This window comes from Streptomyces sp. NPDC001508 (assembly GCF_040298665.1).
Classification (GTDB): domain Bacteria; phylum Actinomycetota; class Actinomycetes; order Streptomycetales; family Streptomycetaceae; genus Streptomyces.
The window spans coordinates 1-14,159 of the sequence record NZ_JBEPAP010000032.1; the positions used below are offsets into that span (position 1 = coordinate 1).

Genomic DNA, 14,159 nt, shown 5'->3' on the forward strand with positions numbered 1-14,159 from the left:
CACCCGTCGAGTACGAAGCCAATCACTACATGGAATCCGCAAAACCCCAGGTCACAACCATAATCTGAGATCTCTATCGAACCCGGGGCGGTTCAGTACGGGCAGCACCGGGATGGGTGCCAGATGCTCGTTCACCTCGGCGAGTGCTCGGGCTGCCTTGGCTCCGAGCCACGGTACGGGTTCGGGTGTCGGCAGTTCGGCCTGTGTCCTGGAGTGGTGGGCGTTGATTTCGTCGCCGCCGCTGCCGGTGAACATGACCTCGCACCGCCGGGCGGCTGCCTGCTCGCGCACGGCATCGAACGCCTCCTGGTAGAAGGCTCCCGCCGGGTCGTGCGGCTTGCACAGATCGCGCACGCCTCCGGCGCAGAAGGGCGGGTGCTGCATGGCGGGGGTGACCGTGTCTCGGAAGTCGCAGTGCTCCACAAGGGCCCGACGCCGCTCGCTCTGTTGCCTGCCGGTGCTTCCTCCCACCAGCAGGCCGAAGCTGTACACCTCGGGGAAGCGGGCTGCTTTCACGGCCAGGGCGACGTTCCCGGAGTCCGCGCCGCCGGACAGCTCAACACCCACACATCCGGTTGCCGTCGGCGCCTGGCGGATCACGTCGGTCAGCAACTCGTCCAGAGCAGCGAGTGGATCAACGCTGTGCCGCAGCGTACGTGGCTCAAGTACGTGTTCGGCGGGGTCGGGGTAGTGGATGCTGAGTCCCGAAGGGGTGAACGTGGCCGATGCCCGTTCGGTGAGGCGGTAGACGCCTTCGAAGAGCGTCTCCGACGTGTAGCGGTGCTGCCTCGTCAGCGTGCGGGCGACAACGCGCGGCACCAGGTGGTCGGCCTGCATATACGGTCGCAGCAGTGTCAGGTCCCAAGAGGCGCGCAGCTCGCCGGCCTTCTTTGCCAGGTAGAGCGGGGCTGTGCCGAAGACGCCCGCCGCCAGGCGGGCTTGTCCGGGCTCCATGGTGAGTTCGACGAAGTCGGCCTCGTCCCTCTTGCACTCCTTCACGCGGACCCGTACGCGCGGCGCTTGGTCGTCGTTGACCTCCATGACCAGAGTGGACACGTTCGCGGGCTCGATCCAGCTCTCGCCGTTGGTCCAACGGCCGCCGTGTGGTCTCCACTTGGGCTCCTGGAGATCGGCCAGGCGCAGACACATCGACAACATGTAGTCTCCTTCCGATGTCGTGCGGCGGGGCAGGGCCGCGAACGGCCCCGCCCCGCCTGGCGTCAGCCCTGGATCACTTGCTGCAGTGGTCGCCGTTGTTGTCGCCGCCGCCCGGCATCTTGTCGAGCAGCGCGGCCTCGACGGCCGGGACGCCCGTGATCAGGTCGCCGGTGAACAGCTCGTCCACGTTCATCGTTTTCTCCCTTACGGTTTTCAGTGGACTCCGCGGCGGATGCTGCGGAGTTGGGCCCGTCCGGCTGCCGGACCCTTGCGAAGAAGGCAGCCGGACGGGGTGCCCACCGCTTCCGACGGCGGGCCCTCCCTCATCACAGGTGGGGAGCCTGGATGCGTGACGGGGAGGAGTCAGGTGGGTGTAGATGCGGCGGCGGCGCCCAGGACGAAGCCGACCGAGCCCGCGATGGTGATGACCAGGAGTGGTCCGGCGTGGGGGCCTACGGCTGCGGCTAACCAGTTCACAGCCGCTCTCCGCGGCTGCGCTCGTTGGCCTCGCGTACTGCGACGCTCAGCTTCTCCGCGCCGTACTCGGTGGCACTGCCGTGCTGCGGGCAGAGACACGGCGAGAACCGATTCGAACCCGGCGACAGGTCCGCGCCCTCATAGGTGTCGATCCTCAACACCCCGTCCATGCCCCGCTCCTCGGTCATCCGATCCAGACGGGCCCGTGCTTCGCTTCTCATCCCTCAGCCCCTCAGACGACGGCTGCGGCGAGGACTCGCCGTTGCCTGCTGCCTCTACGCAACCGCACGACCACGCTCAGCGGTACCGTTGCCGCAGCACCAGGACTTGAAAGCCTTGAAAGTTCGCAAGATCACGGGGAGTTGAGGGCATGGCCAAGCGTGAACCGAACTTGGCGCTCGGGCGCCTGCTCGCCGAGAGCCGCTGGACTCACCGCCAGTTCACACGGGCGGTGAACCGCGTCGGTACGGAGAGCGGAATCCCTCTGCGTTACGACGAGTCGGCAGTGAGCCACTGGCTCGGAGGCACCCGTCCCTCGCGGCGCGGTGCGCGCATGCATCCTCGAAGCTCTCTCCCGCCGCCTCGGCCGCCCCGTCACCCATACCGAGGCCGGGCTGCCCGTTCCACACGATCGCTCCTCCGCCGCTGCGGATACCGTGGAAGGGGTGATCGACCTGGGGAGGCTGGATATGGACCCGTCCCGCCGCAGCGTCCTGGGTGCCGGCCTGTTCTCCGTGGCCGTCACCATTCCCGGCTGGCCTGATGTAGTCGGGCGTGCCGATGCCGTCCAGTCCGGCCGCACAGCACGCATCGGCATGAACGAAGTGGACATGGTCATCGCCATGACCGAGCGTGTCTCGGAACTGGACGACGAGTTCGGCGGCCGTCACGCACGCCCCATGGCGGCCTCGTTCATGGTCAACACCGTGGCCTCCTACCTGCGCGCCGACGCACCCGAGGACGTACGCAAGGCGATGCTGTCCGCCGCCTCGGACCTGCTCTACCTGACCGGCTACATGGCCGTGGACGAAGGGCTGCACGGTCTCGCACAGCGCTACTACGTCAAGGCGCTGGAGCTGGCGGGCGCTGCCGAGGACCACCTGACGTACTGCACCACCTTGCGGGGCATGAGCGTCCAGGCGGTCGACCTCCGCCACGGGGCGAAGGCCATGGAACTGGCCGACGCCGCTGCCGCCGCCTCCCCGAAAGCCGGACCCCGGATGCTGGCCTTCCTCGTCGGCCAGCAGGCACACGCCGCCGCGCAGACCGGCGACCGTACGGGCGCGCTGCGCCACATCCGGGAGGCCGAGGCGGCCATGGACCGTGCCGAGTCACGCGGAAAGGCGTTCGGCTCGTATGACCCCTCTTCACTCAACTACCACGTCAGCCAGGTCCGTTACGAACTCGGCGACAAGGCCGGAGCCGTCGACGCCATGCAGCAAGCGGACCGGCTCCGCCCCAGCGTGTACCAGCGCACACGAGTACACCGTCGCGGACTGTTGGCAGAGCGGCAGTTGGAACTCGGCCACCTGGAAGCGGCCTGCGCCACCTGGCACCAGGCCCTCGACGACTACCCCAAGGTGCAGTCCGGCCGCGCCGACGAGCGCGTGAAGGCGATGTTCGGTCTCCTGCGCCCTCATCTGAAGAACGCGACGGCCCGCGACCTCTACGACCGAGCACGGACGATCACACCACCGTCGCTGGCCACCTGATCCCGTCACACCTTAAAACTCAGCCACAAAAAGTCAGCCACGCCTCTTCGTTCCGTCACGCCATCCGCCCTGCTCCGGCCTGACCGTTTGGCAGCAGGATGAACTGCTCGATCGGTGGCTTCGCCTGCCACCCGCCCGGCAGCGACGATCGCTGCTTTCGGCTGCCGCCGCCTAACGTGACGCTACGCGGCGTTCAGCGGAGTCTGCCTGGCAGCGCTGCAGTGGGTGGTGAGTTGCTTCCTGGATCGGTTCGGCTCGCTTGCCTGACGGCTGCACGCTGAGCGGGCGGGGGCGTCGCCAGCGGGCGGCAGCAATCGGCTGAGCTGGCTGAACCCCTCAGGGCCAAGTCGCGCGAATCAGCAGCAGCCGATCTCGATGCCGTTCCTTCGGGCGATCTCGCGGATTCCCGCCACGGCGCCCAGCAATGCGCGCTCAAGCGTCTCCGATTTCGGAACCCTCTGCTCGAACCGCGGTTCATAGGCGACGGATTCCCATGCGAGGCGATAGGAATCCTCCAACTCGATAACCGCTTCGACTATGTCGGCGCGCTGGTCGAACGAGAGGCCAGCAACCCCCTGCATCCCCATGCTCAACTGCGCTCGAACCGAAATAAGATCGCCGACATGTCGAATATGAGCGACTCCAACGTCGCGCCGATCCAACTCAATCTCCTACTTCAGAGTTCTCCGGAGAGCGATCATTGCACGCGCACCTTCTGGAATGTCCACCCCGCCAGCCCTGAGGATGGCGACACAATAATTTACACAACTATTGTGAATCCCATCGTAACCACCCAGGTCGGCCCCAATGGTCTCCTGCTGCGCTCTCATTGCAGTACTCGCATCGGGAACTTCAAAGGTCCGTTCGATCGCGTTCGACCCAAGGGGCTCGGCGCGCGCTCCGGTCGTCGGGAGGCTGTGGGGGTTGCCGTCAAACGACTCGGGGCCCTGCTGGAAGTCAGCAGGGCCCCGAGCTTCTTTCACCGCCAGAATGAAAGCGCTCCTTGCGCTCTGGCGCACCGCAAGACGAATTCAGCGGCGCTTCAGAAGTTCGTGTGCGCCTCGTTCCATGCGCGCTCGAACTCTTCCGGAGTAATCGCTTGGGCAGTGAATTCCGGTTGACTGGAAATTTCCTCCAAAGACGGGAAAGGAATTTCCGAGAGGCCGACAGTTGCAGTTTCGAAACTCTCGTCTGCCCATTCGGATCGACCATCCCGATAGAACTGCACCTTCCGAGTTTCATATCCGTCGTCGCCGAGCTCGCTGAGGTAGAGCACAGGATCATCAGCGAAGTCGTGCACCCATGCGACCTTGACGTACCTCACCTCTAGTTCCTTCCGGAGCTAAGGATGCGGCCGGTTAGATCGAGTGGCCCGCTGTTTGGGATCACGAACACTCCTGGTCTTCCTTCCACTACGTCTAACCCTCTGACGTCGATTTCGACGTAGTGAGTGAACTTACGTCCAGCCCATGGGACCCGCAAGAAAGCTGCTGAGAGCTGTCCGAGCGTCTTCGTCCCGGGCTTGATGTCCGTCAGGTACTGGCCATCTCCATAGCGAGCATCCTTCGGATTGTTCGCCTTCAGGGAAGGCCTCATCTCACCACTCGAAATGATTCCGTCGTGCCCCGCTTCATTCGTGTAGTGGTAGAGACTTTGCGGCCCCTCAGAGGCAGCCTCCGCGGCCTCACCACAGTTATGCACAAGTACCGGCGCAGCCCCCGCCAGCACATAGTACGTGTGTGCGCTGCTGACGGTCAGGTTGTGGACCGTCGCAGACAGCGTCGTCCAGCGCTGGAGCGCTGTGATCTGGACCAGGGTTCCGGCCCCCGTGCGGAGCCACTGTCCCGTCTTCAGGTTTGTCGCGTCGATCCACTCGCCGAGTTCCGGGACCCAGAACGGGTGACCGGCCGTTGCCGTCACCTCGGCTGTCCTCGTGCCCTTCGTGCCCTTCTTGTTCGTCTTGGTCTTCTTGCCGGCGGTGTCGATGGTGACCTTGACCAGGTGCTTCACGCCCTGGCCCTTGATCTCCGCGGTGACCGTCTCCGCCCGGGTCTCGCCCGTTTCCGGGTCCGTCGCCAGGACCCGGTCGCCGGCCTTGACGTCCTTGATCGGCTTGGTGGAACCGTCGGCCATCAGAACAAGGGTCTGCGGGACGAAACTGTTCGCCGTGCAGGCATCGGCGCCACCTCCACCACCGTCGCCGCCACCACCGCCGTCGCCGTCGCCTCCGCCGCCCGAGTCCTCCTTGCCCGAACGGCTCCTCGATCCCCCGGACTTGCTCTCCGCCTTGCCGCCGCCGCTGGAACCCTTGTGCTGGGCCTGGGTCCGGGCCTTCACCTGGACCGGGTTGCCCCGGGCCCCCTGGAACCGGCATGGGGGGTCTTCGAAGTTGAGCGGGGTGTGACTGGGGTGGCCTGTCGCATCGTCACGGGCGGTGAGAATCAGGTGAGTTGGGTCCGAGGCCCTGGATGCAGGAAGCCCGTGGTCGGGTGATCATGACTGTTCTCTACGCAGCTTGATCACCTGGACAAACGGGCTTGGACAACAGTACGACGTTGCTGCTCGGCCTGGACGGCCTGGCCGTTGAGAAGGTCGAGCGGCTCGTGGACGGCACCCGGCGGGTGCACCTGACCACCGCGGACGAGTCCGCGCGGGCCTGCCCCTCCTGCGGGGTGTTCACCGTGCACGTCAAGGGCTTCGTCCAGACCCGCCCACGGGATCTGCCCTGCGGCGAGCGGAGGCTTCAGCGGGTGTGGCACAAGCGGCGCTGGTACTGCACCGGGCCGGCCTGCCCGCGCCGGACCTTCACCGAGCAGGTGCGCCAGGTCCCGGCCGGAGCCCGGATCACCGGACGGCTGCGGGACGCGGCCGGGCGGCGGGTGCGCGACGCGGGTTCCACGGTCGTCCAGGCGGCCCGGGACCTGGGCCTGCCCTGGCCCACGGTGATGGATGCCTTCCGCACCGCTGGGCAGGAGGTGACGGCCGCGGCCCTCGAACCGGTCGAGGCACTCGGGATCGACGAGACCCGCCGGGGGCGCATGCAGTGGCGGCAGAACCCGGAAACCGGCCGGTGGGAACCCGTGGCAGACCGCTGGCACACCGGCTTCGTGGACGCCTTCGGCATCCAGGGCCTGCTCGGCCAGGCCGGGGGCCGCGCTCCCCCGGACGTGCTGGTCTGGCCGGCCACCACCCCGCTGCAACGGCGTCGGCAGATCCGCTACGCCGCGATCGACATGTCCCCCGGCTACCGGGCCGCGATCCGCACCGGGCTGCCCCATGCCACCGTGGTCGTCGGCCACTTCCACGTAGTCCAGCTCGCCAACAAGATGATCAACACCGTCCGCAGACGGACCACCGCCGCCCTGCGGGGCCGACGCGGACGCGCCCGCGACCCGGAGTGGAAGGCCAGACGCCGGCTCCTGCCGGGCCGCGAGGATCTCACCGACGCGCAGTTCAGCACGATGTGGAACGCACTGACCGACGCCAAAGCGATCGGGACGACGCTGCTGACCGCCTGGACCGCCAGGGAACGGCTGCGGGACCAGCTCGCCTGCGCCCGCACTGACGCCGACCGCCACCGCATCGGCCACCTGCACTGGAAGCTCCTGACCTGGTGCGCCGACTCCGGGATCCCCGAAGTCCGCACCCTCGTGCGCACCATCGACCGGTGGTGGACCGAGATCGCCGCGTTCATCGCCGCCGGCCACAGCAACGCCAGGAGTGAAGGCATCAACCGCGTGATCAAGCTCGTCGCCCGCGCCGCCCACGGCTTCCGCAACCCCGCCAGTCAACGCCTACGCACACGCTGCGTCACCACCCGCCGAGCCCGCGGACACCCCCACCCCGCCTAAATTCGAAGACCCGCCTAAACGCTTCGCCTCCGCCGCCGCAGGCCCACAAGTCGCCCTGGGAGAAACAGCCGACGACATCGTTCCAGCCGACGAACTCCCTGCAAGGCGGCCAGCCGGTCGCCTTGCAGGACCCCGCCCATGTCGGTGTCACAGTGATGGCGATGCAGGGCCGCCCCGGCTTCACCCCCATCCGCACCCCGTACGTGTCCGACGCCGACGCCGCCCACATCGCGGAAGCCACCTCCCACCTGACCGCCGACCCGGACCTGTGCCTGGATGCCCTTCTCCGCTCAACCGGCCGGACGACATCGCCCCTGCTCCCGCTCACCAAGTAGCCGTGAACGACCAGTACGCCCTGCGACTCGGCGTCCCCCACCCCATCGCGCCGCTGATCGCCCCCATGGTGGACCTGTCCGTCGTCGGACTCCTGGTCGCCCTGCGGTACCTGGCCCTGCGCGGCGTCCCCAAGGCCGAGTTGAAGGCCGGCACCCGGCTGCTGCACCTGTGCGGGCTGCTCACCCTCGCGCTGAACACCGCCGAACCGCGCATCTGGCGGGGCTTCCTTTTCGCTGACGCTATGGGAACTCCTTGGATCTCAACAGCGCCCGGGGCTCCGGCTACCCCAGCATTTGATCTTCGTCAAACCCGAGCTCGTCCTCGACCCCGAGTTCGACAGCCGCATGCCATCGGACAACGTCGGGCCACAACTGGGTCGTCATCCGGCGAAGGCGTTCAAGGGCCTCCGGCGTGCCGATCTCCCCCAGAGAGGAGATGACCTTCTGGCACAGCCAGTACGCCGGAGCGTCCTCGTCCACCGAACCTTCCGCTACCCTGAACAGGCAGGCGACCGCGTCCGTTTCTCGGATCTCGCCGAGGATCTCCACGAGATCCTCTTTGTTGAACCCCACGGCATCCGAATCAAGGATCTCCTGAAGAGCCCCGCCCAGGCCCTGCGCCCGCAAGGGGGCAGCCAGGTTGGCGAACTTGTCGACCCTTGTCCAGTTTCCCGCGTGCGCGGCTTCCCGGATCCAGGAGGCGATGAGCTGAGTGACCTCGGGATGCCTGGCCGCGATGGACCTGGCATCCCGCCCCGTGCCGTCGGCGAGTGCTTCAACCAGATCAGCCTGAGATCTTTCCTCTCCGGGGAACGTCACCAGTCCGCCACTCTTCCGAATCCGACGATTCTCGAATTGAACACTCCGACCGATCCGAGTCTGAGGCCGTACGTGTCGAAGCCACGCTCCGACTTCAGGTGCACGGCATTCACATCCTGACCGATTTCACCCGGCCTTTTACCGGCCGCGATCAATGCGTCGCGGATACCCGGGGACATCTCGAAGCGAACCAGAACAGTGTACTTCTCGGCATTTCTGCCTCCCCTGCGGTGGGTCTGATGCCGCAGACCTTCGAGATACTCACGGTCCTGCGTAACGAAATTCTCGGTACCTCGGACAGTGATCTCGCCGTTGGTTCCCAGCTGGTCGAATTCTTTCTCGCTCATCGCGCGATAGAAGACTTCGTTGCAGTTGTGTACGAGTACCGGCGTGGCGCCCGCCAGCACATAGTACGCGTGCTACGCGGTACTCCTCTACCTGCTTCTTCGCAGGTCAGCACGTGATTTGCGTTCCGCTGGTGTCCGTGGTTGTGCGGGGAAATCCGTGGGTGTTGCCGTCGCTACTGCCGTCAACAGCTCGGGGCATACGATTGCGCTGCCGCTGCCTGGTGTCGGTGCAGCGGGACTCTACTGCCACGCGCCAGGCTCGGCACGGACGAGAGCGCGGACCGTCTGCTCGTAGAGCTCGTGGCCGCTCTGGGCGCAGTGTCCGGCGATCCAACGGGTCAGCTCGTCCGAGGTGTGCAGCGTGCCTGACGTGGCGCCGCAGTTGTGCTCTTCGCCGGTGGCGCAGACCGCCTCGAACGTTGGCAGCGCCACGGAGTCGGGGACGGTGGTCACGTGGTACTCGCGGAAGCGGCAGCGCCCCCGAGAGGAGTTGCGCACTGGTGCGCCGGCGTTCGAAGAGTCAGGCATCCTCGGCCGCCTCTTCCTGATCCGGGATGCGCTGTCCGCGCGAGTCCGCGACCCTGAGCAGCGTCCGCCAGGGCTTCTGCCAACCGGCAGGCCAACCAGCGATATTCGCTCGCCGACAGGGCTTTCGCGCCGGGTGCCGTGGCGTCGCGGGCGTACTCCAACAGTTCCTGGCCCATGCTGAGCTGTACCGTCTCGATGCTGTCGGCAAGGGTGGAGAGGTAACCCCGGCCGTCGCTGCTCAGGTAGCAGGGCTTCCCCTTCGGGCTGGTCCACGGCAGTAAGCGGGGACCTCCCCCGCCCGACGCGACGTCGTACAGCTCTCTGCGACGCATGCGGTCGGCATCGCTCCTGGGCTGGCTCACTGGGCACCCCCGGCCTGGGTCGCTGACGGTGCAGGCACTGACCGTCGGCGCTGACTAACCGTCACCCCGGATGAGGCTCCTGACAGTTCGCGACTCTTGGTTCACGAACTGCCACGCTGTGTGGCAGCTACCCGACAACGCCCAGGTAGTCGGCCATTTCGCGCATCTCGGTCGTGAGGGTGCGCTTGCGCTTGCCCAGGATCTCCTGCATGGTCTCAGCGGCCCCGTTCTGGTGCCGCAGCCACTGCGGGGCGGCTTCCCTGGCACGGGTCAACTCGTCCATGGCGGCCGACAGGTCGCCGGTCCGGGTGTGGGCGCGAGCCACGTCGAGGGTGAAGCGGTTCCCGTCGTTGGTGCTGGGCCTGCCCAGGCGCTTCCATGCCTTGGGCGACAGCTCCTCCTGCTCGCTGGCCTTGCGCACCACTGTGCGGGCGTCGCCAATGACCAGGGAGTCTTCAAGTGCCTTGACCGCGACGGTGACCGGCCCGAAGACGGACCAGTGCCGGGAGACGTTGCGATGCGCTGTCCCGACCGCGGTTGCCGCGACCCGGGCGGCCTGACGGTACTCCTTCGCCTCGTCGGGACGGTTGTTCCTCGCGGCTGCGGCGGCGGCCTCCATCGCCAGGCCGCCCCACACCGCGTAGTGGTCCGGCTCAGCCCCCGTGATCTTCGGCTCCACCGCGTCCATGCTCCGGGCCGCGACCTGTTCCGCCTCGTCCAGCCTTCCCTGCCTCACCAGCAGCCAGCACATGCAGCCGACACCCGAGCCCGCCGCAAGCATGTCTCCGGCCTGACGGGCATCCATGATGGCGCCACGTACAGCGGCATACGCGATGTCGTACTGCCGCACCTGGGTGAGGTAGGTGCCGGCCAGACGCAGCGCCTCGGCGCGGGCCAACAGTGCCTGCCGGTGCTCGTCCCCGCTGTCGTAGTAGGCGACGGGCTGTGCGGCATCACGCAGCAGTCCCGGCAGTTGACCGGCGACGCTCTTGTAGCTGTCGGAGAAGTACAGCACCCGTGCGTCTTGCAGCGTCCGCCGGAAGATGCGCAGGTTCGGTTCCTCGGCCACGGCTTCGGCGTCCTGGTCCACGAGCCCGACGGCCGGGGTGAGGGCGGCGCGGAGCTGGATCAGGTTGACCCGGTTCGGCTCCTCGGCCCGCCCTACGGGCTCCGGTGCATCCGAGGCCATCAGGGCGGCCGTGGTCACCCCCAGCGCGCGGGCAAGCGTGTGCAAGGTCTCCATGCGGATGGTGCCGCCCTGCTCGGCCTTGCGCACGGTGCCCGGCGATACGCCTGCGGCGTGGGCCAGTTCCTCCTGGCTCATCCCCGCGCGACGTCGGTACTTGCGGACGTTGTCAGCCAGCTCCGTGGTCATCAACTCACCACCTCCCACTCCACGGTACGCCCGGCCGACACATCAACCGGGGCGCTCCGGCAGACACCCGCCCACAAAGGTGCCCCACCCCGCGACGGGCCGGGCTCCGGCAGGACCGGGGCCTGAGCGGGAGGGGTCCCTCGTCGGTCGGGCACCTTCGCCGGACCAGGGTTCCCCGGGGGCCGCCAAGGCTCACCCCGTGACGCGTGCGCTCGGCCTTGGCGGCCCCCGGGGGTTCCTGGTACGCCTCCGGTGACCCGACGGCGAGGGACCCCTCCCGCGACCCGCGAACACTCACCCCGACGAAGCCACACCCGAGATTCGGCCCCCTGCCCCTCGAAGGGAGGGCCGGGGTCTGGGGCAGAGACCCAGAAGGCTTCGCTGTGCCGGCTGTTGCGCGCCCGGACCGGCGGGGCCGTCGGCAAGCAGGGCGGAGACAGGAGCGGGCGGCGGCCCCGCAGGGCCGGGGGCGCGCGGGCCGCGCCAGCGGGCCGCCTTGATCAAGTAAAGAAACTCTGAACAGCTCACCCACTGGTCAAGCTGCCCGGCCGATGGTCAGGGTCGCCGCTGCCGACGCTTCTTCGATTCGGCCAGTGCGGTCTTCAGCTTCTCGCTCGGCGATACGTCCGGCTCGGCGTCGTCGTGGAGGGGTGGCAGGAACAGGCCGCGTCGGCTCTTCTCCCGCTTGACCTTCCGGCGCTCACTGTAGAGCCGCTGATGCATCGCAGGGAGCTGGAACGCCGGTTCATCGCCGAAGGGGGCTGCTGATGGCCTCGCCCCCGCCCACTGCCCTCCGCCCGGAGACAGAGCCAGCGCTGGACCTGCTGACGGTCCCCCAAGTCATGGCCCGACTCCAACTCGGCCGCTCCGCCGTCTACGACCTGCTCCGCACCCGCCAGCTCGCCTCGATAACCCTCGGCCGCGCCCGACGCATCCCCGCCGACGCCCTGACCGACTTCATCCGCACCCGCCTCGAACAGGAAGCCGCCCAATGACCACGCCCCGCGACAACTCCGCCTCCCGCCGCGTGCGCGCCAACGGTGACGGGACCGTCTACCAGCGCAAGGACGGCCGCTGGGAAGCCGCCGGATACGTCCTCGCCCCCGGCAACACCCGCAAGCGCATCCGCGTCTACGGCACCACCCGCAAAGACGCCCTGGCCAAGCTCACCGAGAAGATCGCCAACAGCAACCGCGGCCTCCTCGTCCCCTCCGCGCAGGGCAGCGTGGCCGCGTACCTGACCTATTGGCTGGAGAACGTCGCCGTCCACCACCTCCGCGAGAACACCCACACCCGCTACACCGCCTGCATCGACCGGTACCTCATCCCCGGCCTCGGCAAGAAGAAGCTGGCCAAGCTCACTGCCAAGGACGTCCGCACCTGGCTCAACCAGCTCCGCACCACCTGCCAGTGCTGCACGCGCGGCCTCGACGCCCGCCGGGGCCAGCCCCGCTGCTGCGCAGCCGACCAGTGCTGCCACAAGCTGCTCTCCCCGCTGACGCTCACCTACATCCACTCCGTACTCAAGTCCGCCCTGGAACACGCAGTCCGGGAGGAAGAGATCCCGCGCAACGTCGCCCGCAACGTCCGCACCGGCACCCCACGACCCCGGCGCTTCGAACCCCTCACCGCCGACGAAGCCCGCCAGCTCCTCGCGGCCACGCGCGGACACCGGTTGCACGCGCTGTTCAAACTCGCCCTCCACACCGGACTCCGCAAGGGCGAACTTCTCGGCCTGCGCTGGGAAGACCTCGACCTCGACGCGGGCACCGCCGCCATCCGCCGCACACTTCAGCGCACCAGCGCAGGCGGGCTCACCACGCTGCCCACCAAGATTCGGGCCTCCGAGCGCTGCATCGCCCTTTCCAGCCGTTGTCTCCACTCGCTGAAGCTTCACCGCGAGCAGCAGCAGCGCGAACGCGAGGCCGCAGGCACCACCTGGCAGCACGACGGGCACGTGTTCACTACAGTGCAGGGCAAACCGATCGACCCGACCAACATCACCCGCGCCTTCACCACGCTCCTCCGCAAGGCCGGCCTCCGTCGCATCCGCTTCCACGACCTCAGGCACTCGACTGCGACCCTGCTCCTGGAACAGGGCGTCGAACTCGTCGTGATCAAGGAACTCCTCGGCCACGCCCACATCGGCGTCACCGCCACCGTCTACGCCCACGTCCGACTCCGTCTCCAGCGCGACGCCATCGACACACTCAGCACCGCGCTCGTCGGCCGGGAGACCACCGAGACGGCACGCGCCGACAGCGACGAACGGCCACCCTGCGCCTCGCTCGTCCGCTGACGTTGCCGTCAACTACTGCCGTCACCCCACGCAGACGCCTCGCCAGACACCGCCTGACGGGGCGTCAAATTCGCTTGCACACATCGACAAGCAAATGGAAGTTCAACAAACAGCGACATCAACGCGAAATTCGCGCATAACCTCCATGATCGAGTAATAAATACCGTCTCACCGAAAGGGAGATTCCATCTTTCACGAAGCGCCACCGAGAACCTTCATCAGTGCAATGGGTGCCGTGTACCCGAATCTCTGCACCACGGATCCTGACAGTAGGAAGGTGTCACATCCGCCTGTCCATTCAGAGAGTGGTACGCGCCAAAGTCACCACGATCCCAGCAAATCGCCGTAGGCCTCTGACCGCTTTTTAGTTCGCAAAATTCCTCGACGGCCGCACGAATATCAGATACCGGCAGCGTATTGCGGGGCTCGAACAGCCTCCAATCGCCCAAATCAGCAACAACGTTTTGATCCAACACCGGCGGTTCCGGATTCCTAGAGGTCCATACACTCCTCGCAATCTCCCGATCCACTCGAACTACGGAATCCTCGGGAACTTGCCACCTCAATGCGCCATATCCTGTAAGCGGATTTGTCGAGACCTGAAGATAGCTGTCAAAATACCGATCTGATTTCATCGGATCCCTATGTGGCGCCAAGAGCACAAACGTTGCAAGAATGCCACCCTTTGGCTGTCCAACCACATCTGGCCCTCGGTCGGGCCCGCCGGTCACCAACTCGCCAATCAAGCGCCTAAGAATACCTCCCGATGCTGCATGATATGTCGTACCGCCAGTGAAAATAGTCAGAATCATTAATATCCTCCAACGTTCGCAGGTGAGGCGATGCGGAATACCTGAAATTAGACCGGCCCCACCCCGGAGGATTCTACCCCAGGG

The 14,159-nt window shown here is 66.8% G+C and carries 14 protein-coding genes and 3 pseudogenes; 6 read left to right on the forward strand and 11 right to left on the reverse strand.

Annotated elements, in window-relative coordinates:
* Window positions 1–51: 51 nt before the first annotated feature.
* Window positions 52–1,158, reverse strand: a complete 1,107-nt coding sequence (locus ABT245_RS26000; protein WP_351737506.1) for an asparagine synthase-related protein — start codon at window positions 1,156–1,158, stop codon at window positions 52–54.
* A gap of 473 nt (window positions 1,159–1,631) precedes the next feature.
* Complete coding sequence (locus tag ABT245_RS26005; protein ID WP_351737507.1) at window positions 1,632–1,856, reverse strand: hypothetical protein; 225 nt, start codon at window positions 1,854–1,856, stop codon at window positions 1,632–1,634.
* Window positions 1,857–2,005: 149 nt separating this feature from the next.
* Here ABT245_RS26005 and ABT245_RS26010 point away from each other — a divergent pair.
* Window positions 2,006–3,347 (forward strand): annotated as a pseudogene (locus ABT245_RS26010) (tetratricopeptide repeat protein).
* A gap of 356 nt (window positions 3,348–3,703) precedes the next feature.
* Here ABT245_RS26010 and ABT245_RS26015 read toward each other — a convergent pair.
* The 3 genes and pseudogenes from ABT245_RS26015 to ABT245_RS26025 all read right to left on the reverse strand — a co-directional run.
* Complete coding sequence (locus ABT245_RS26015; RefSeq protein WP_351737509.1) at window positions 3,704–4,009, reverse strand: hypothetical protein; 306 nt, start codon at window positions 4,007–4,009, stop codon at window positions 3,704–3,706.
* A gap of 380 nt (window positions 4,010–4,389) precedes the next feature.
* Window positions 4,390–4,671: a DUF6881 domain-containing protein gene (locus ABT245_RS26020; RefSeq protein WP_351737511.1), complete on the reverse strand. Its 282-nt coding sequence runs from the start codon at window positions 4,669–4,671 to the stop codon at window positions 4,390–4,392.
* A gap of 2 nt (window positions 4,672–4,673) precedes the next feature.
* Window positions 4,674–5,699: pseudogene (locus ABT245_RS26025) on the reverse strand (HYD1 signature containing ADP-ribosyltransferase family protein); the annotation flags it as partial.
* Window positions 5,700–5,884: 185 nt separating this feature from the next.
* Here ABT245_RS26025 and ABT245_RS26030 point away from each other — a divergent pair.
* The 3 genes and pseudogenes from ABT245_RS26030 to ABT245_RS26040 all read left to right on the forward strand — a co-directional run.
* Complete coding sequence (locus ABT245_RS26030; protein WP_351737515.1) at window positions 5,885–7,198, forward strand: ISL3 family transposase; 1,314 nt, start codon at window positions 5,885–5,887, stop codon at window positions 7,196–7,198.
* 161 nt (window positions 7,199–7,359) lie between these two features.
* Entirely contained in the window at window positions 7,360–7,533 is a 174-nt protein-coding gene (locus tag ABT245_RS26035) for a hypothetical protein (protein ID WP_351737517.1), read from the forward strand.
* Window positions 7,506–7,742: pseudogene (locus ABT245_RS26040) on the forward strand (hypothetical protein); the annotation flags it as partial. The gene ABT245_RS26035 and the pseudogene ABT245_RS26040, both read left to right, overlap by 28 nt.
* Before the next feature lie 73 nt (window positions 7,743–7,815).
* Here the strand turns inward: ABT245_RS26040 and ABT245_RS26045 are convergent.
* From ABT245_RS26045 to ABT245_RS26070, 5 genes are all read right to left on the reverse strand, one after another.
* The gene (locus ABT245_RS26045; RefSeq protein WP_351737519.1) at window positions 7,816–8,352 is read right to left on the reverse strand and encodes a HEAT repeat domain-containing protein; all 537 of its coding nucleotides are present in this window, start codon (window positions 8,350–8,352) and stop codon (window positions 7,816–7,818) included.
* Entirely contained in the window at window positions 8,349–8,699 is a 351-nt protein-coding gene (locus ABT245_RS26050) for a hypothetical protein (protein ID WP_351737521.1), read from the reverse strand. The genes ABT245_RS26045 and ABT245_RS26050 overlap by 4 nt, the downstream gene beginning before the upstream one ends.
* Before the next feature lie 240 nt (window positions 8,700–8,939).
* Window positions 8,940–9,227, reverse strand: coding sequence for a DUF7848 domain-containing protein (locus tag ABT245_RS26055; RefSeq protein ID WP_351737523.1), 288 nt, complete (start codon window positions 9,225–9,227; stop codon window positions 8,940–8,942).
* A gap of 489 nt (window positions 9,228–9,716) precedes the next feature.
* On the reverse strand, window positions 9,717–10,964 hold the full coding sequence (locus tag ABT245_RS26065) for a helix-turn-helix domain-containing protein (protein WP_351737525.1): 1,248 nt from the start codon (window positions 10,962–10,964) through the stop codon (window positions 9,717–9,719).
* A gap of 555 nt (window positions 10,965–11,519) precedes the next feature.
* On the reverse strand, window positions 11,520–11,687 hold the full coding sequence (locus tag ABT245_RS26070; RefSeq protein WP_351737527.1) for a hypothetical protein: 168 nt from the start codon (window positions 11,685–11,687) through the stop codon (window positions 11,520–11,522).
* Window positions 11,688–11,731: 44 nt separating this feature from the next.
* Between ABT245_RS26070 and ABT245_RS26075 the strand changes: the two genes are divergently transcribed.
* On the forward strand, window positions 11,732–11,959 hold the full coding sequence (locus tag ABT245_RS26075) for a helix-turn-helix domain-containing protein (protein ID WP_351737529.1): 228 nt from the start codon (window positions 11,732–11,734) through the stop codon (window positions 11,957–11,959).
* The gene (locus ABT245_RS26080) at window positions 11,956–13,263 is read left to right on the forward strand and encodes a tyrosine-type recombinase/integrase (RefSeq protein ID WP_351737531.1); all 1,308 of its coding nucleotides are present in this window, start codon (window positions 11,956–11,958) and stop codon (window positions 13,261–13,263) included. Before ABT245_RS26075 ends, ABT245_RS26080 begins: the two co-directional genes overlap by 4 nt.
* Window positions 13,264–13,481: 218 nt before the next feature.
* Here ABT245_RS26080 and ABT245_RS26085 read toward each other — a convergent pair whose 3' ends face one another.
* Window positions 13,482–14,075: an Imm1 family immunity protein gene (locus ABT245_RS26085; protein ID WP_351737533.1), complete on the reverse strand. Its 594-nt coding sequence runs from the start codon at window positions 14,073–14,075 to the stop codon at window positions 13,482–13,484.
* Between the last annotated feature and the right edge of the window lie 84 nt (window positions 14,076–14,159).

What these genes read in the sequence shown, in the direction of transcription:
- ABT245_RS26000 (WP_351737506.1), bottom strand. Translation starts at nt 1,158, where the DNA reads ATGTTGTCGATGTGTCTGCGCCTGGCCGATCTCCAGGAGCCCAAGTGG.
- ABT245_RS26005 (WP_351737507.1), bottom strand. Translation starts at nt 1,856, where the DNA reads ATGAGAAGCGAAGCACGGGCCCGTCTGGATCGGATGACCGAGGAGCGG.
- ABT245_RS26035 (WP_351737517.1), top strand. Translation starts at nt 7,360, where the DNA reads ATGCAGGGCCGCCCCGGCTTCACCCCCATCCGCACCCCGTACGTGTCC.
- ABT245_RS26050 (WP_351737521.1), bottom strand. Translation starts at nt 8,699, where the DNA reads ATGAGCGAGAAAGAATTCGACCAGCTGGGAACCAACGGCGAGATCACT.
- ABT245_RS26055 (WP_351737523.1), bottom strand. Translation starts at nt 9,227, where the DNA reads ATGCCTGACTCTTCGAACGCCGGCGCACCAGTGCGCAACTCCTCTCGG.
- ABT245_RS26065 (WP_351737525.1), bottom strand. Translation starts at nt 10,964, where the DNA reads ATGACCACGGAGCTGGCTGACAACGTCCGCAAGTACCGACGTCGCGCG.
- ABT245_RS26070 (WP_351737527.1), bottom strand. Translation starts at nt 11,687, where the DNA reads ATGCATCAGCGGCTCTACAGTGAGCGCCGGAAGGTCAAGCGGGAGAAG.
- ABT245_RS26075 (WP_351737529.1), top strand. Translation starts at nt 11,732, where the DNA reads ATGGCCTCGCCCCCGCCCACTGCCCTCCGCCCGGAGACAGAGCCAGCG.
- ABT245_RS26080 (WP_351737531.1), top strand. Translation starts at nt 11,956, where the DNA reads ATGACCACGCCCCGCGACAACTCCGCCTCCCGCCGCGTGCGCGCCAAC.
- ABT245_RS26085 (WP_351737533.1), bottom strand. Translation starts at nt 14,075, where the DNA reads ATGATTCTGACTATTTTCACTGGCGGTACGACATATCATGCAGCATCG.